The organism is Streptomyces sp. NPDC053367, from assembly GCF_044545925.1.
Classification (GTDB): domain Bacteria; phylum Actinomycetota; class Actinomycetes; order Streptomycetales; family Streptomycetaceae; genus Streptomyces.
Genome location: NZ_JBITYN010000007.1, coordinates 186,594 through 203,146, shown reverse-complemented (window position 1 = coordinate 203,146; position 16,553 = coordinate 186,594). Strand labels below are relative to the sequence as shown.

The 16,553-nt window shown below is 72.3% G+C and carries 15 protein-coding genes and 1 tRNA gene; 13 read left to right on the top strand and 3 right to left on the bottom strand.

Annotation, left to right across the window (positions count from 1 at the left end; translation table 11 throughout):
• From glp to ACIGXJ_RS20920, 6 genes are all read left to right on the top strand, one after another.
• Entirely contained in the window at window positions 1-1,323 is a 1,323-nt protein-coding gene (glp, locus tag ACIGXJ_RS20945; RefSeq protein ID WP_399647428.1) for a gephyrin-like molybdotransferase Glp, read from the top strand.
• 85 nt (window positions 1,324-1,408) lie between these two features.
• Window positions 1,409-1,921, top strand: a complete 513-nt coding sequence (gene moaC, locus ACIGXJ_RS20940; RefSeq protein ID WP_399647425.1) for a cyclic pyranopterin monophosphate synthase MoaC — start codon at window positions 1,409-1,411, stop codon at window positions 1,919-1,921.
• Window positions 1,918-2,460 (top strand): molybdenum cofactor biosynthesis protein B, encoded by a 543-nt coding sequence (locus ACIGXJ_RS20935; RefSeq protein WP_399647423.1) that lies wholly within the window; start codon window positions 1,918-1,920, stop codon window positions 2,458-2,460. The genes moaC and ACIGXJ_RS20935 overlap by 4 nt, the downstream gene beginning before the upstream one ends.
• A 26-nt stretch (window positions 2,461-2,486) precedes the next feature.
• Complete coding sequence (locus ACIGXJ_RS20930) at window positions 2,487-3,095, top strand: GNAT family N-acetyltransferase (protein ID WP_399647420.1); 609 nt, start codon at window positions 2,487-2,489, stop codon at window positions 3,093-3,095.
• 172 nt (window positions 3,096-3,267) lie between these two features.
• A complete protein-coding gene (gene glpR / locus ACIGXJ_RS20925; RefSeq protein WP_399647418.1) occupies window positions 3,268-4,470 on the top strand; it encodes a gephyrin-like molybdotransferase receptor GlpR in 1,203 nt (400 codons plus the stop codon).
• 75 nt (window positions 4,471-4,545) lie between these two features.
• Window positions 4,546-4,619 (top strand) — tRNA-Ala (locus ACIGXJ_RS20920).
• A 102-nt stretch (window positions 4,620-4,721) separates the two neighbouring features.
• Here the strand turns inward: ACIGXJ_RS20920 and ACIGXJ_RS20915 are convergent.
• Entirely contained in the window at window positions 4,722-5,198 is a 477-nt protein-coding gene (locus ACIGXJ_RS20915) for a GNAT family N-acetyltransferase (RefSeq protein ID WP_399647416.1), read from the bottom strand.
• Window positions 5,199-5,275: 77 nt separating this feature from the next.
• Between ACIGXJ_RS20915 and ACIGXJ_RS20910 the strand changes: the two genes are divergently transcribed.
• Window positions 5,276-6,079, top strand: a complete 804-nt coding sequence (locus ACIGXJ_RS20910) for an exodeoxyribonuclease III (RefSeq protein ID WP_399647413.1) — start codon at window positions 5,276-5,278, stop codon at window positions 6,077-6,079.
• Window positions 6,080-6,234: 155 nt separating this feature from the next.
• Window positions 6,235-7,899: a hypothetical protein gene (locus ACIGXJ_RS20905; RefSeq protein ID WP_399647410.1), complete on the top strand. Its 1,665-nt coding sequence runs from the start codon at window positions 6,235-6,237 to the stop codon at window positions 7,897-7,899.
• 26 nt (window positions 7,900-7,925) lie between these two features.
• On the opposite strand, the gene ACIGXJ_RS20900 is transcribed toward ACIGXJ_RS20905, so the two are convergent.
• Complete coding sequence (locus ACIGXJ_RS20900; protein WP_399647407.1) at window positions 7,926-8,570, bottom strand: MerR family transcriptional regulator; 645 nt, start codon at window positions 8,568-8,570, stop codon at window positions 7,926-7,928.
• Window positions 8,571-8,704: 134 nt separating this feature from the next.
• Here ACIGXJ_RS20900 and ACIGXJ_RS20895 point away from each other — a divergent pair, with 134 nt between their 5' ends.
• From ACIGXJ_RS20895 to ACIGXJ_RS20880, 4 genes are all read left to right on the top strand, one after another.
• Window positions 8,705-10,279 carry a flavin-containing monooxygenase gene (locus ACIGXJ_RS20895; protein ID WP_399647405.1) on the top strand — a complete coding sequence of 525 codons (1,575 nt, stop codon included), beginning with the start codon at window positions 8,705-8,707 and terminating at the stop codon, window positions 10,277-10,279.
• Window positions 10,276-11,193 carry an alpha/beta fold hydrolase gene (locus ACIGXJ_RS20890; protein ID WP_399647402.1) on the top strand — a complete coding sequence of 306 codons (918 nt, stop codon included), beginning with the start codon at window positions 10,276-10,278 and terminating at the stop codon, window positions 11,191-11,193. Before ACIGXJ_RS20895 ends, ACIGXJ_RS20890 begins: the two co-directional genes overlap by 4 nt.
• On the top strand, window positions 11,190-12,074 hold the full coding sequence (locus ACIGXJ_RS20885) for an SDR family oxidoreductase (protein WP_399647400.1): 885 nt from the start codon (window positions 11,190-11,192) through the stop codon (window positions 12,072-12,074). The genes ACIGXJ_RS20890 and ACIGXJ_RS20885 overlap by 4 nt, the downstream gene beginning before the upstream one ends.
• A 108-nt stretch (window positions 12,075-12,182) precedes the next feature.
• Window positions 12,183-12,368, top strand: coding sequence for a hypothetical protein (locus tag ACIGXJ_RS20880; RefSeq protein WP_399647397.1), 186 nt, complete (start codon window positions 12,183-12,185; stop codon window positions 12,366-12,368).
• Window positions 12,369-12,439: 71 nt separating this feature from the next.
• Here the strand turns inward: ACIGXJ_RS20880 and ACIGXJ_RS20875 are convergent, their stop codons facing one another.
• Window positions 12,440-15,685: a S41 family peptidase gene (locus ACIGXJ_RS20875; RefSeq protein ID WP_399647396.1), complete on the bottom strand. Its 3,246-nt coding sequence runs from the start codon at window positions 15,683-15,685 to the stop codon at window positions 12,440-12,442.
• A 164-nt stretch (window positions 15,686-15,849) separates the two neighbouring features.
• Between ACIGXJ_RS20875 and ACIGXJ_RS20870 the strand changes: the two genes are divergently transcribed.
• Window positions 15,850-16,449 (top strand): TetR/AcrR family transcriptional regulator, encoded by a 600-nt coding sequence (locus ACIGXJ_RS20870; protein WP_399647394.1) that lies wholly within the window; start codon window positions 15,850-15,852, stop codon window positions 16,447-16,449.
• Window positions 16,450-16,553: the final 104 nt, after the last annotated feature.

Genomic DNA, 16,553 nt, shown 5'->3' with positions numbered 1-16,553 from the left:
TTGAGCACCGCCGCGCCCCGTCCCGCCGGCCAGGACCACCTGTGGTCGGTCGACGAGCACCTGGAGGACATCCTCACGACCGTCCGCCCCCTGGAGCCCATCGAGCTGCAGCTGCTGGACGCCCAGGGCTGCGTCCTGGTCGAGGACGTGACGGTCCCGGTGTCCCTGCCGCCGTTCGACAACAGCTCGATGGACGGGTACGCGGTGCGGGTCGCCGATGTCGCGGGCGCGAGCGAGGAGTTCCCGGCCGTCCTGGAGGTCGTCGGGGACGTCGCGGCGGGCCAGGCCGAGCTGCTGCACGTCGGCCCCGGCCAGGCCGCCCGCGTCATGACCGGCGCCCCGCTGCCGCCCGGCGCCGAGACGGTCGTGCCCGTCGAGTGGACCGACGGCGGTCTCGGCGAGGGCCCGGTGACCGGAATGCGCGCCCGCAGCCTCGCCCCCGAGGGCGCCGGCGGCCGGATCCAGGTGTACCGGCCGGCGGAGGCACGCGCGCATGTGCGCGCCGAGGGCAGCGACGTGAAGGCCGGGGATTGCGCCCTGGAGGCCGGCACCGTCCTCGGCCCGCCGCAGATCGCGCTGCTCGCCGCGATCGGACGCGGCACGGTACGCGTCCGCCCGCGCCCGCGCGTGGTCGTCATGTCCACCGGCAGCGAACTCGTCCAGCCCGGCGAGGAGCTGGGCAGCGGCCAGATCCACGACTCCAACAGCTTCGCCCTCACCGCCGCCGCCCGCGACGCCGGAGCCATCGCCTACCGGGTGGGCGCCGTCGCCGACGACGCCGAGACCCTCCGGACGACCGTCGAGGACCAGCTGGTCCGCGCCGACCTGATGGTCACCACGGGCGGCGTGAGCGTCGGCGCGTACGACGTCGTCAAGGAGGCCCTGTCGCACGTCGGCGACGAGGACGAGGCCGGCAGCGGCATCGAGTTCCGCAAGCTCGCCATGCAGCCAGGCAAGCCCCAGGGCTTCGGCTCCATCGGCCCCGACCACACCCCGCTGCTGGCCCTGCCCGGCAACCCGGTGTCGTCGTACGTCTCCTTCGAGCTGTTCGTCCGCCCGGCGATCCGCACCCTCATGGGCCTTCCCGACGTGCACCGCCCGCGCACCCGGGCCACCCTCGCCGGGGACAGGACGCTGAGCTCGCCCAAGGGGCGCAGACAGTTCCTGCGCGGGGCGTACGCCGACGGCCGCGTCACCCCGGTCGGCGGGGCCGGCTCCCACCTCGTCGCCGCCCTCGCGCACGCCGACGCGCTGATCGTCGTCCCCGAGGACGTCGAGTCGGTCGAGCCCGGCGGCGAGGTCGAGGTCGTCCTGCTCGGCTGAGCGCCCGCGGTTGGAGGTACCGTGTCGCGCACAGCAGGCCCGTGCGCCGCACCGCGACGGGCCCGGACCGGGAGCGCCGTACAGCATGACTGTCCCTTCCCGGGGGAAGACCCCCGGACCCCATGAGCAGCACCGACTGACGCACATCGACGAGGCGGGCGCCGCCCGTATGGTCGACGTGTCCGGCAAGGACGTCACCGCGCGGACCGCGCGTGCCAGCGGCCGTGTCCTCGTCTCGCCGAAGGTGGTGGAACTGCTGCGTGGCGAGGGGGTTCCGAAGGGCGACGCCCTGGCCACCGCGCGGATCGCGGGGATCATGGGCGCCAAGCGGACCCCGGACCTCATCCCGCTGTGCCACCCGTTGTCGGTGTCCGGTGTGAAACTGGACCTGTCGGTCGCGGACGACGCCGTGGAGATCACCGCCACGGTGAAGACCACCGACCGCACGGGCGTGGAGATGGAGGCACTCACCGCGGTCTCCGTCGCCGCGCTCACCGTCATCGACATGGTCAAGGCGGTCGACAAGGGAGCGGTCATCACGGACGTACGGGTCGATGAGAAGACGGGCGGCAAGTCGGGCGACTGGAGCCGGGCGTGAGCGCCGGGGCCGAGACCGGTGGCGCGCTGGTCGCGCCGTACGCCGCGCTGGTGGTCACCGCCTCCAACCGGGCCGCGGCCGGGGTCTACGAGGACAAGGGCGGCCCGCTGGTCAAGGACGGCCTGGAGCGCTTCGGGTTCGCGGTGGACGGCCCCCAGGTCGTGCCGGACGGGGAGCCCGTGGAGGCGGCGCTGCGGGCCGGGGCCGACGCCGGGTACGACGTGATCGTCACCACCGGCGGCACCGGCATCTCGCCCACCGACCGCACGCCCGAGGCGACCCGCGCGGTCATCGACCGTGAGGTGCCGGGCATCGCCGAGGCCATCCGCGCGTACGGCAGGGAGAAGGTGCCGACGTCGGCGCTCTCCCGCGGCCTGGCCGGGATCGCCAAGGGCACGCTGATCGTGAACCTGCCGGGCTCCACGGGCGGCGTGAAGGACGGCCTGGCCGTCCTGGAGCCGCTGCTCGTGCACGCCGTCGACCAGATCCGCGGCGGGGACCACCCGAGACCCGGCGCCGACCCAGGGGGTGCCAGCTGAGCAGCGCATCCTGGCCGGTCGAGCTGGTGGACGGCGACATCGTCCTCCGGCCGATAAAGCTGCGCGACCAGCGGGCCTGGCGCGACGTGAACCGGCGCAACCGCGACTGGCTGCGCCCCTGGGAGGCGACCATCCCGCCGCCCACACCCAGCGGGCCGGTCACGCACCGGCCCACCTACCGCCAGATGGTCCGCCATCTGCGGTCGGAGGCGAACTCCGGCCGGATGCTGCCGTTCGTGATCGAGTACCAGGGGCGGCTGGTCGGGCAGCTGACGGTCGCCGGGATCACCTGGGGCTCGATGTGCTCGGGGCACATCGGCTACTGGGTGGACGAGGCGGTGGCCGGGCGCGGGGTGATGCCGACGGCGGTCGCGCTCGTCGTGGACCACTGTTTCGGCACGGTCGGCCTGCACCGCATCGAGGTCTGCATTCGCCCCGAGAACACACCCAGCCGCCGGGTGGTGGAGAAACTCGGATTCCGCGAGGAGGGGCTGCGGCCCCGTTATCTCCACATCGACGGCGCCTGGCGCGACCACCTCGTCTTCGCGCTGACGGCGGAGGAAGTCCCGGACGGGTTGATGAACCGCTGGCGGCGGGCACGCTCTAGGGGAATCCCGCGCAGTCCACAAAATTGAATATCTGTTCGAATTTGATCGGCCGACGAGCGGTTCGGGGCGATCAATTCGTGTCTTCGGCGGCCTGCTGATCGCATCGGTCACAAAAAAAGTTCGAAATATCAGCCAGATCGTGCGACACACCGGCCCAATTGGCGGATGGCCTCCCGCAAACCCCTCTACGGTGTGAGACGTGAGCAGCAGCGGCCTCATCTACGCAGTCATCGTCGGGGCCTGGGCCGCCTACTTGGTGCCGATGTGGCTCCGTAGGCAGGACGAGCTGAACGAGGCCCGTCCGACGGAACGCTTCAGCACCGCCATCCGGCTGCTGTCCGGACGGGCGGCCATGGAGCGCCGGTACGCCAAGGACCTCCAGACGCGCTCCACCGATGCGGGGGAGCCCGGTCCGAAGGACCCGGACGCGGTCACCGACACGGTGGACGTCCGGGCCTTCGCCATGCCCCCGACCCGCCCGCAGACCCAGGCGGCGGTCCAGGCACCGGAGCGCGGCCCCGACCCGGCGCCCGCCCGGACCCCTGATCCCGCGCCCGCGCGCACTCCCGACCCCGCCCGCGCCACCGGTGGCGCTCCGGCGCGCAAGCCGGTGCCGGCCGCCCGGCGTACGGCCGAGCCCGGTGCCGCCGCGGCGCGCGCCCAGCGCTCGAAGGTGCTGGCGCGCCGCAGGCGTACGACCGTGATGCTCTTCCTGGCGTTCACCGCCGGCGCGATCGTCGCCGCTGTGGGCGGGCTGGCGTTCCTGTGGGCGCCGGGCGTGCCCGCGGTGCTGCTCAGCGGGTACATCGCCTATCTGCGCTCCCAGGAGCGGCGCAGGTTCGCCTACCAGATGGACCGCCGGCGGGCCGAGGCCGCGGCGCAGCGCCTGCACGAGCGGGCGCGCGCGCAGCGGCGCCCGGCCGCCCCGGAACCGGCCGCCGAGGACGCCGAGGAGCCCGAAGGGGCGGGCGAGCCCGAGCTGGACCCCGGGCTGTCGGCACTGGCGGCCGACCGGCGGGCGCTGGTGGAGCAGACCGATCACGCGGAGTGGGTCGACCAGCAGCGGGAGCGGCAGCGCGGGCCGGGCCGGGGCGAGAGCTGGGAGCCGGTGCCGGTGCCGCTGCCGACGTATGTGACCGCGCCGGTCGCCCCGAGGGCCACGGCCGATGTGGATCTCGGAGCGCCGGACGCCTGGAGCTCGGCACGGTCGAGCGCCGCGCCGCGCGAGCAGGAGCCCGCCGCCGAGGAGCCCCAGGGGGCGCAGGAGCCGGCCGGGGCCGAGGGCGACGGGCGCACCGACGCGCGCCGGGCGGCGTCGGCGCGGCGGTCGCGGGAGCGGGGGCGGACGCCGCTGTTCGACCAGTACGAGGACGGCGGACGGCCGCGCGCGGCCAACGAGTGACGGCCCGGCCTGCCCCGTCCCGGCAACGGATTTTCAAGCACGGCGATCGGGGTGCTAAAGTTTCACTCGTTGCAAGGGCCTGTGGCGCAGTCCGGTAGCGCACCTCGTTCGCATCGAGGGGGCCAGGGGTTCAAATCCCCTCAGGTCCACGCAGCATAGAGCCCCGTCGGGAAACCGACGGGGCTCTATCGTTTTCCGGGCCCGCGGCGAGCGGACCCGAGAGGCCGTGACGGCCCCTCAGGTGGCGCGGCTCACAGCGTCTTCGCGAAGCAGCGGCTCTCCTCGTAGAAGCGGTAGTAGCCGAACTTGGCGCACGGCTCGTAGCCGGTGGCCGTGTACAGGGCGATGGCCTCCGGCTGCTTGGTGCCCGTCTCCAGGACCATGCGGACGCGGCCGGCGGCGCGGGCGTCCTCCTCCAGCGCGGTCAGGATCCGCCGGGCGAGGCCGCGGCCGCGCATGTCGGGGACCACGTACATGCGCTTGAGCTCGGCGTCGCCGTCCTCGTTGCCCTCGTCGTTCCTGTCCTGGCTGCGCCAGCCGCCGGTGGCGACGGGGCGGTCGGACTCGTCGTAGGCGATGAGGTAGATCCCGCGCGGCGGCTCGAAGTCCTCGGGGGCGAGGAAGGTGGCGTCGCCGCCGTCGCCGTAGCGCTCGTGGTACTCGGCCTGCACCTCGTCGTTGAGCTTGACGGCGTCGGGGTGGTCGAAGGGGACGGGACGGATCTGCATGCTGGTCATCGTACGTATGACCGGTCTCTCCTCGATCGAATTCTGGACCGGGTCCAGTGTGCCGGTATCGTGCCCGGGTGCTCACTGTGACCTCTGTGAATGTGAACGGGCTGCGTGCCGCCGCGAAGAAGGGCTTCGTGGAGTGGCTCGCCGGGACGCAAGCCGATGTGCTGTGCCTCCAGGAGGTACGGGCCGAGCCGCAGCAGCTGCCCGAGCACGTGCGCGCGCCCGAGGGCTGGCACGTGGTGCACGCGCCCGCCGCCGCCAAGGGGCGCGCCGGGGTCTCCCTCTACACCCGCCGTGAGCCGGACGCGGTGCGCGTCGGCTTCGGGTCGGCCGAGTTCGACGGCAGCGGCCGCTACGTCGAGGCGGACCTGCCGGGTGTGACGGTCGCCTCCCTGTACCTGCCCTCCGGCGAGGTCGGCACCGAGCGGCAGGACGAGAAGGTGCGGTTCATGGGTGAGTTCCTCGCCCACCTCAAGGAGCTGCGCGAGCGGGCCGCTGCGCAGGGGCGCGAGGTGCTGGTCTGCGGCGACTGGAACATCGCCCACCAGCCGGCCGACCTGAAGAACTGGCGCGGCAACACCAAGAACTCCGGCTTCCTGCCCGAGGAGCGCGACTGGCTCGGCCGCGTCCTCGACGCGCAGGACGGCGGCTACGTCGACGTCGTACGGGCGCTGCACCCGGAGGTGGCGGGGCCGTACACCTGGTGGTCGTACCGCGGGCGGGCCTTCGACAACGACAGCGGCTGGCGGATCGACCTCCAGGTCGCGACGCCGGGGCTGGCGGAGCGCTGCGTCAAGGCGTACGTCGAGCGGGCCGCGAGCCATGCCGAGCGGTGGAGCGACCACGCGCCCGTGACGGCGGTGTACGACCGCTGAGGGCCGCCCGAGAGCGCCTCACGAGGGCGGCCCCGGCCGTGTGAGCGGGAATCCACATCGGGCTGAACCCCCGATGGCCACTCCGTATACTCCGGCGGAGCACGCCCGTCCGCATCCCCGGTCAGAGAGTGTCCGACGTCACCATGAACAGTCCCGTGCCTCCTCTCTCGCCCAACTACGCGACGCACATGGCCCGCTCCTACAAGGAGAGCGTGGAGGTGCACGGGAAGTGGCCGGTGGAGTTCGAGTTCCGGGCGGCGCAGGGGGATCACCGGCATCTGCTGGTGGTGTTCTCGTCGGTGGGCAGCAAGTACGGATTCGGCGGCGCGCTGGACACCGTCAAATGCAATGTCCTGCGCATCCGTGACCACTTCGACGGTGCGGCGTCCTATTACGTCGCCCGGAACATGGACTTCAGCGTCTCGGACTCCGTCCACGCGCTCATCCAGGACTTCATGCGCCGGCTGCGGGTGACCCGGGACGAGGTGACCCTGCTCGGCGCCTCGAAGGGCGGGAGCGCGGCGCTCTACTACGGCCTGAAGTACGACTACAAGAACATCGTCGCGTCGACCCCGCAGTATTTCCTCGGCAGTTACTCCAAGGGCCACGGCCAGCTCGGCGACGCCGTTCTCGGTGCGGGGCAGCCCGACGAGAACGTGGCGGTCATGGACGAGGTGATGAAGGACGTCCTGGCCGCGGACACCGACCTCAAGCGGAACGTATATCTGGTGTCCTCTCCCGGCGACTACCAGTACGAGCAGGAGGTCGTGCACTACCTCCCCGCGCTGCGGGCCTACGAGAACTTCAACTTCCTCTCCGTGGAGTCCCCGACGGTACGGCGGCACGAGGAGGTCGTACGGCAGGCGCTGCCGTCGATCCTGAGCATCGTGTACGCGGTGACCGAGGGCGTGGCGCCCCGCTGGGGAGAGGTGACGGTCGGCTCCGAGCCGGAGGATCCGGAGGCGGCGGCCGAGTACCTCGCCGAGCTGCGCGAGCAGGACACCGCCCTGGCCGTGCTCACCCGGGCCGTGTTCGTGGACGGCGGCCTGGATCTGAAGGGGCGCGCCTTCCTGCCGGGCCAGGCGGCCGGGGGGCCGGCCGAGGAGAGCAAGCGGCTGGTCCTGGAGAAGGACGGGCGGACCTGGGCGTACCCGCTGCGGACGACCGGCGAGCCACGGCTCTACCGCGACTACTTCGACGAGTACTTCTGCGAGTACGCCCGGGGCGGGTTCGCCACCCAGGGCGAGCTGACCTTCGCCGAACTCCCGCAGGGCACCTACGACGTCTCCGTGTCCGTCACCAGCGAGTCCGAGGGCATCTCCCGCCGCACCCGGCTGGTCTCCGCGGCCGCGGTGGACCGGCGCCAGGCGTGCGGTGACTCCGAGGTCCTCTTCCGGGGCGGCAAGGGCGGCGTGAAGCTGGTGAAGCGCGGCATCGTCGGCGTGGATTCCGCGGGTGTCGTCTTCTCCGTCGAGAAGGCGGAGGAGAGCGGGCGGAGGATCCACACCGAGGGTGTCCTCTACCTGCCCGGCCGGAACGCCGACCGTGAGACGCACGCCTCGTACTACCTCGTGCTGGAAGGAAAGTCCGCGGTCCACTCCTACGCCCTGAGCCCGCAGAAGAACCCGCGGTCCGTCCGGCCGCACAAGCACAAGGGCGACCTCGGCACCTACGACTTCGGGTACTTCACCTCGGGCCCCGCGGGAATCGACGTCTCCGGCCTTCCGGCGGGGAAGTACAACCTGCTCGTGTCGATGAGCACGGGCGGTGCGCTGTTCACCAAGAAGGCCGGGAAGGTCACGCTGAAGAAGCCGCGCTAGCCGCGCCGGTGCCGCGGAAGACAGACCTAGTCCCTCTTGCTCAGCCTGCGGTCCAGTGCCAGCGACAGTTCCGCCTCCACCACGCTGCGCGCCAGCGGCCGCATGCGCTGCAGGTCCTCCTCGGGGGCGTGGCGCAGGACGAGGTCGGCGAACAGTTCGGCGAGGGCGTCGGCGTGCTCGCGGACCCGGGAGGCGGCGGAGAGGACCTCGGCGAGCGGGATGCCCTCGCGGACCAGCTCGGCGGAGACCTCCAGGAGGCGGCGGCTGATGTGGACGATGTCCTCGCCGTCGGTGCCGAGGTAACCCAGCTCCATCGCGGCGGCGAAGTTCTCCGGTGTGACCTCGCCCGCGAAGTGGTCGGCGAGTTCCTCGGGGGTGAGGCGGACCGGCTCCTCCTCGGTGGGCGTGCCGAGGCCGAGGAGGTCGCCGACGTCGCGGCCGTGGTCGAAGGCCTCGGCCAGCTCGGCGATGCCGCTGAGGGTGTGGCCGCGCTCCAGCAGCGCGGCGATGGTGCGCAGACGGGCCAGGTGATGGTCGTCGTACCAGGCGATACGGCCCTCGCGGCGGGGCGGCGGGATCAGCTTGCGCTCGCGGTAGAAGCGCAGGGTGCGCACCGTGATGCCGGCCAGCTCGGCCAGCTCCTCCATGCGGTATTCACGCTTCTCTGCCACACCGGAAGCCTATGTCGTACCGAGGGTAACTTTCCTCGCCCCGACCCCTACCCATGAGTACGAACCTCCTCTACGCTCCCCATTGCGCCAGTGTTCACTGGCAGAGTTCATAGGCGATGCGCGGAGGCTTCGGGATGGCCCACGAACACGAACAGGCACGCGAGCATGTCCGGGTGGCGGTCGTCGGAACCGGATTCGGCGGGCTCGGAGCCGCCGTACGGCTGCGACGCGAGGGGATCACCGACTTCGTCGTCCTGGAACGGGCGAGCAGCGTCGGCGGCACCTGGCGCGACAACAGCTACCCCGGCTGCGCCTGCGACGTCCCCTCCCACCTGTACTCCTTCTCCTTCGCGCCCAATCCCGACTGGCCGCGCACCTTCTCCGGGCAGCAGCACATCCGCGCCTACCTGGAGCGCGTCGCCGACACCTTCGGACTGCGCCCGCACATCCGCTTCGACTCCGAGGTCAAGGTGATGACCTGGGACACCGAGAAGCTGCTGTGGCGCATCGAGACCAGCCGCGGCACCCTCACCGCCGACGTCGTGGTCTCCGCCACCGGCCCGCTGTCCGACCCGAAGGTCCCCGACATCCCGGGCCTGGACACCTTCCCCGGCAAGGTGTTCCACTCCGCCCGCTGGGACCACGACTACGACCTCACCGGCAAGCGCGTCGCCATGGTGGGCACCGGCGCCAGCGCCATCCAGATCGTCCCGGCCATCCAGAAGAAGGTCGCGAACCTCACCCTCTTCCAGCGCACCCCGCCGTGGGTCATGCCCCGCATGGACCGGGCGATCAGCGGCGCCGAGCACTCCCTGCACCGAGCGCTGCCCTTCACCACCCAGCTGCGCCGCGGACTGCTGTGGGGCATCCGCGAACTGCAGGTGCAGGCCTTCACCAAGCACCCGAACCAGCTCGGCCTGGTGGAGAAGCTCGCCAGGCAGAACATGGCCCGGGCCATCAAGGACCCGGCCCTGCGCGCCAAGCTCACCCCCGACTACCGCATCGGCTGCAAGCGGATCCTGCTGTCCAGCGAGTACTACCCGGCGCTCGCCCAGCCCAATGTGGACGTCGTCGCCAGCGGCCTCGGCGAGATCCGCGGCTCCACGGTCGTCGCCGCCGACGGCAACGAGGCCGAGGTCGACGCGATCATCTTCGGCACCGGCTTCCACGTCACGGACATGCCCATCGCCGAACGGGTCGTCGGCGCCGAGGGCAGGACCCTCGCCGAGACCTGGAAGGGCGGCATGGAGGCCCTGCGCGGGGCGTCCGCCGCGGGCTTCCCGAACTGGATGACCATCATCGGCCCCAACACCGGCCTCGGGAACTCCTCCATGATCCTCATGATCGAGTCCCAGCTGAACTACATGGCCGACTACCTGCGCCAGCTGGACGTCCTCGGCGGCCGCGCCGCCCTCGACGCCCGCCCCAGCGCGGTGCACGCCTGGAACCGCCGGGTGCAGGAGCGGATGAAGCGCACCGTGTGGAACACCGGCGGCTGCACCAGCTGGTACCTCGACGAGAGCGGCCGCAACACCACCATCTGGCCGGGTACGACGACCGAGTTCCGCCGCGCCACGCGCCGGGTCGACCTCGCCGAGTACGCGGTGCTGCGGCCGGCCGCCGCCGGGAAGCCGGCCCTGACCGTCGTACAGGAGCATCCCGACGGACGGCCGGCCGAGCGGTCGGCCGCCGAGGACGTGACCGCATGAGCCGTCTGACGCACGTCTCCTCCGGCCCCTACGCCCCGCCCGTCCCGGCCCGTGTGCTGACGGCCGTCTCCGCGGACGGCGCCCGCCTCCATGTCGAGGTGCACGGCGCCGAGGGCGCGCCGGCCGTGGTGCTCGCGCACGGCTGGACCTGCTCGACCGCCTTCTGGGCCGCGCAGATCCGCGACCTGGCCGCCGACCACCGGGTGATCGTCTACGACCAGCGCGGCCACGGCCGCAGCCCCGCGAGCCCCGCCTGCAGTCCCGAGGCGCTCGCCGACGACCTGGAGGCCGTGCTCCTCGCCACGCTCGCGCCCGGCGAACGGGCGGTGGTCGCCGGGCACTCGATGGGCGGCATGACCGTCATGGCGGCGGCGGCCCGGCCCGCGTTCCGGGCGCACGCGGCGGCGGTGCTGCTGTGCAGCACGGGCAGTTCACGGCTGATCGCCGAGTCGACGGTCCTGCCCCTGCGGCCCGGACGCCTCAGAAGCTTCCTCACCAGGCGCGTCCTCGGCTCCAGCGCCCCGCTCGGTCCGGTCACCCCGCTCGCCCGGCGCATCCTCAAGTACGCCACCATGGGCGCCGGTTCGGCCCCGCACATGGTCGAGGCGTGCGCGCGGATCGTGCACTCCTGCCCGCGCAGGGTCCGTCACGCCTGGGGCGGAGTGCTGGCCCTGCTGGATCTCGACCACGGCGTACGGGAGTTGCGGGTGCCGGCCGAGGTGCTCGTCGGCACCGCCGACCGGCTCACCCCACCGGTGCACGCCCGCGCCCTGGCCGCCGCGCTGCCGAACTGTGTCGGCGTCGTCGAACTGCCCGGGCTCGGGCACATGACACCGGTCGAGGCGCCGGAGGCCGTCACCGGCCGGATCAGGGCACTCGTCACCACGTACACGCAGGTCAAGGAGGGCGCATGAGCAGGGTGAGTCTGCAGGGGCAGGTCGCGGTCGTCACGGGAGCGGCGCGCGGTGTCGGCGAGCTGCTCGCCCGCAAGCTGTCCGCGCGCGGCGCGAAGGTGGCGCTCGTCGGACTGGAGCCGGACGCCCTCAAGGACGTCTCCTCGCGGCTGCACGGCGAGAGCGGCCACTGGTACGCCGACGTCACCGACCACGAGGCGATGGCCCGGGTGGCGCGCGAGGTGAAGGAGCGGTTCGGGAAGGTCGACATCGTCGTCGCCAACGCCGGTGTGGCGAGCGGCGGTCCGTTCGTCGACTCCGACCCCGACGCGTGGCGGCGGGTGATCGAGGTCAACCTCATCGGCTCGGCGGTCACGGCCCGCGCCTTCCTGCCGGTGCTGACGGAGAGCCGGGGCTACCTGCTGCAGATCGCGTCCCTCGCGGCCATCACCCCGGCGCCGATGATGACGGCGTACTGCGCGTCCAAGTCGGGCGTGGAGGCGTACGCGCACAGCCTGCGCGCCGAGGTCGGCCACAAGGGCGTGAAGGTGGGCGTCGGTTACCTGTCGTGGACCGACACCGACATGGTGCGCGGCGCCGACCAGGACGACGTCATGCGCGAGCTGCGGCAGCGGCTGCCGTGGCCGTCGAACAAGACGTATCCGCTGGGGCCTGCCGTGGACCGGATCGTCGCGGGCATCGAGCGGCGCTCCGCCCATGTCTACGGGCAGTGGTGGCTGCGCGGCATGCAGGGCGTGCGGGGTTACCTGCCGGGGGTCATCGGCGCGGTCGGGCAGCGGGAGATGGCACGGTTCGCGGACCGGCTGGACGGCATGCGCATCGGTCTGGTGGGCGCCGGCGGGGCGGCGGACGAGTCCGAGAGGGCCTCCCGCCAGGCGTGACTACGAGCGGTCACTGATCGACATGCGCAGGGTCACGGTGCGTGTGAATCTGGTCGGGGCCCGGTGCTCCGGGCCCCGATTCCCTCACCCACACAGGAGTGAACCCACATGGGTATGAAGGACAAGTTCCAGGACCAGGCCGAGCAGTGGCAGCAGAAGGCCAAGGGCAAGATGGGCCAGGCCGAGGAGCAGGCCAAGGAGCGCGGCCAGCAGCGTGGCCAGCGTCGCGACGAGGAGCCGGAGCGCACGCGCCCGCAGGACGAGCCGGACTACGACCAGGACTACCAGGTCTGACGCGTACTCCTTGAGCGACGAGGGCGCCCCCTTTCCCGGGGGCGCCCTTCCTCATGAAGTCCGTCGAACGGTCAGACGGTTCCCCGCGAGCGCGGCGGCAGCTTCGGCCGGGACCTGTCGGGGACGTCGCGGTAGTCCGGCGGGGCCGCCGGGGGATGGGTCTCCAGCAGTTCCAGGGCCAGTCGTACGGCGTCGTCGAGCTGGGCGTGGCGGCCCTCGGCCCAGTCGAGGGGGGTGCGCAGGATCTCCAGGTCGGGGCTGACGCCGCGGTTCTCCACGCTCCAGCCGTAGGCGTCGAACCAGGCGGCGTTCATCGGCACGGTGATGACGGTGCCGTCGCCGAGCTGATGCCGGCCGGTCATGCCGACGACCCCGCCCCAGGTGCGCTGCCCCACCACCGGGCCCAGCTTCAGCAGCTTGAACGCGGCGGTGATCATGTCACCGTCGGAGGAGGTCGCCTCGTCGGCGAGGGCCACGACCGGGCCGCGCGGCGCGTTCGAGGCGTACGACACCGGCTGGGCGTCGCGGGTGAGGTCCCAGCCGAGGATGGTCCGGGTCAGCTTCTCCACGACGAGTTCGCTGATGTGGCCGCCGGCGTTGCCGCGTACGTCGACGATGAGCGCGGGCCGGGAGACCTCCATGCGCAGGTCGCGGTTGAACTGCGCCCAGCCGGAGCCGCCCATGTCGGGGATGTGCAGATAGCCGCACCTGCCGCCGCTCAACTCCCGCACGACGGCACGGCGTTTGGTGACCCAGTCCTGGTAGCGCAGAGGCCGTTCGTCGGTGAGCGGGACGACGGCGACGCGGCGCGGCCGGCCGGCCTCGCCGTCGGCGGGGGTGAAGGTCAGCTCCACCGTCGTACCGCCCGCGCCCGCCAGCAGCGGATACGGCCCTTCGGCCGGGTCGACCGGGCGGCCGTCGACGTGCGTGAGGACGGCGCCCTCGCGGATGCCGGTGCCGGCCAGCGGGGAGCGGGCCTTGGAGTCGGAGGAGTCGCCGGGCAGGATCCGCTTGACCGTCCAACGGCCTTCCCGGCACACCAGGTTGGCGCCGAGCAGACCCTGCAGCCGGCGGTAGTGCGGCGGACCCTCGTTGCGCCGGGCGGCGCTGACGTAGGCGTGGGAGGTGCCGAGTTCGCCGAGCACCTCGCGCAGCAGGTCAGCGAACTCGTCGGGGGAGGCGACCCGTTCGACGAGCGGCCGGTACTGGCCGAGGACGGCGTCCCAGTCGATGCCGCACATGCCCGGGTCCCAGAAGTAGGCGCGGATCAGCCGCCCCGCCTCCGCGTAGGCCTGCCGCCACTCGGCGCCCGGGTCGACGGTGTGCAGGATGCGGCGCAGGTCGATCCAGACGGTGGAGTCGCTGTCCCCGGACTCGGCGGCGGGCACCGCCCGAAGATCGCCCTCGTCGACGACGACCAGCCGGCTGCCGTCGCCGCTGACCGCGAACCAGTCGAGGTCGCCGACCAGTTCGGTGCGCTTGGCCTTGGTGATGCTGAAGTGCTCCAGCGTCGGCCGGCCGCTGGTGTCGTCCGGGTTGGCGAACGTCTCGCCCAGCGCGCCCGAGATCGGCCAGCGCAGCCACACGAGCCCGCCGCCCGCGACCGGGAACAGGGCCGAATACTTGGACGCGGTGACCGGGAAGGGTGTGACCCGGCTGGCGAGGCCCTCGACCTCGACGGTGACCGTGCCGTCGCCGCCGTTGCCCTCGTCCTCCAGCGGGTCGAGGCCGCCCGCCGCCGGCCGGCCCTCGGGGGTCAGGGCGAAGGGGGAGGGGGTCGCCGAGGACAGCGGCACCAGATACGGGCGGCAGCCCAGCGGGAAGGACAGGTCGCCGGTGTGCACGTCGTAGACCGGGTCGAAGCCGCGCCAGGACAGGAAGGCCAGATAGCGGCCGTCGCGGGTGAAGACCGGGTTCTCGTCCTCGAAGCGGCCGTTGGTGACGTCGACGACCAGCCGGTCCTTGATGCGGGCCATCTTGATCTGCCTGAGCGTCCGTCCGATCCCCGGGTGCGACCAGGTCAGCCACGCCCCGTCCGGGGAGAACGCGAGGTCGCGGACCGGCCCGTTGACCGACCGGATCAGCTCGGTGACCTCGCCGGCCGAGTCCTCCGTCGCATCGATCAGCAGCAGCCGCCCGTCGTGCGAGGCGACGGCGAGGCGCTCGCCGTCCGGGTCCGACACCAGCTCCAGCACCCGGCCGAGCCCGCCCGGGGCGAGCCGGCGCGGCTCGCGGTCGCCGGTGGCCCGCGGCAGACAGGCGATCTCGACGGCGTCCTCGCCCTCGGCGTCCGTCACGTACGCCACCTGCCCGCCGGAGCCCAGCATCTCCGGCAGCCGCACCCGTACGCCGGGGGTGTCGGTGATCGTGCGGGCCGGGCCGTCGCGATGGGTCAGCCAGTACAGGCTGCCGCGGACCACGACCGCGCTCGCCCGGCCGGTCTCGTCGACCGAGATGCCGTCGATGTGCTGCGCGGCCGGCACCTGGTAGGGGCGGCGCCCCGCCCGCGGCCCGCTCAGCCGGACGTCGAGCCGGCGCGGCACCGAGTCGGGCGCGAGCGAGTCCACCATCCACAGCTCGCCCGCGCACTGATAGACCACCCGGGTGCCGTCGGTGGAGGCGGCGCGGGCGTAGAAGGCGTCGTGATCGGTGTGCCGGCGCAGGTCGGAGCCGTCGTGCGCACAGGAGTAGAGGTTGCCGACGCCCTCGTGGTCGGAGAGGAACGCGATCCTGCCGTCCACGAACATCGGGCAGGCCAGATGCCCCTCCAGATCGGCGAGCAGCCGCTCGCCGTGCAGCCACAGCCGGCCCGTGGCGCCGCCCCGGTAGCGCTTCCAGGCGGCGGGCTCGTGCGGCGGGGTGCCGGTGAGCAGAAGGGACTTGTGCCCGTCGGGCAGGTCCGCGACCTGGATGTCGGTGACCGGGCCCCAGGGGAGCTTGCGTCCGGGGTCGCCGTCGGGGGAGACCTTGTAGGCCCAGGTGAAGTAGGAGAACGGCTCGCCGTGCGAGGCGACCGCGAGGATCGTGCCGTCCGGGGTCCAGCCGCACACCCGGGTGTCCGAGCTGCCCCAGTAGGTCAGCTGCCGGCCGGTCCCGCCGTCCACCGGCGCGAGGTGCAGCTCGGGGACGAGGCTGCGCCAGCTGGTGTAAGCGATGTGGCGGCCGTCGGGCGAGAAGCGGGGGTGGCCCAGCTTGGTCCGGTCGACCGTGAGCCGCCAGGCCCGGCCGGGTTCGTCCAGCGGGGCGAGCCAGAGGTCGTCCTCGGCCACGAAGCAGAGCAGGTCACCGCTGATGTGGGGCAGGCGCAGATAGCTCACATCCCCATGCTTTTCCCCGGGGCGGGGCGGAGCAACTTGTGGGTTCGCGGGTACCCGGCCGACGTGAGCCAGACCACGTACGAAACCGTTTCGTTTCGCAAGGCTTCTGCGCTACATTCGTCGGTGTACGAGTTCCACGGACACGGAGCAGAAGGGGGCCGCAGATGGCTGAGGTCGCGACACCGCGTCGCAGCCGGATCACGCCCGAGCGCGCGGCCGAGCTGTACGAGGCCGTGCTCGACCTGCTCCGCGAAGTCGGCTACGACGCCCTCACCATGGACGCCGTCGCCGCCCGCACCCGGTCCAGCAAGGCCACGCTCTACCGCCAGTGGGGCGGCAAGGCCGAACTGGTCGTCAAGGCCCTGCGGCACAGCAAGCCCGGCAACGTCGGCGAGATCGACACCGGCTCCCTCCGCGGCGACCTGCACGCGCTGGTCACCATGGACGACGACTGCACCATGGAGCAGAACTCCGCGCTGATGCGGGGCATCGCCATGGCCATCCACCAGAACGCGGACCTGCGCCAGGCGTTCCAGGAGCAGCTCATCGAACCGGAGATGGCCGAGTTCCAGCGGGTGCTGCAACGCGCCGTCGACCGGGGCGAGGTCCGCCCCGACTGCCCGGCGCTGGACTTCATGCTCCACATGATGGTCGGCGGGTTCGTCACCCGCGCCCTGCTGGACGACCGGCCGCCGACCCAGGCCTTCCTGATCTCGTACGTGGACGCCGTGGTCCTCCCCGCCCTCGGCGTCCGAGCATCCTGATCCCCTTTCCGTAAGCACCTGACGTCACCGCTCACGTCGTCGGGCCGGCCGACCCTGCCTCCCCGCGGGCCGGTCACCCCTGCCCTGAATGAACCCACGACCTG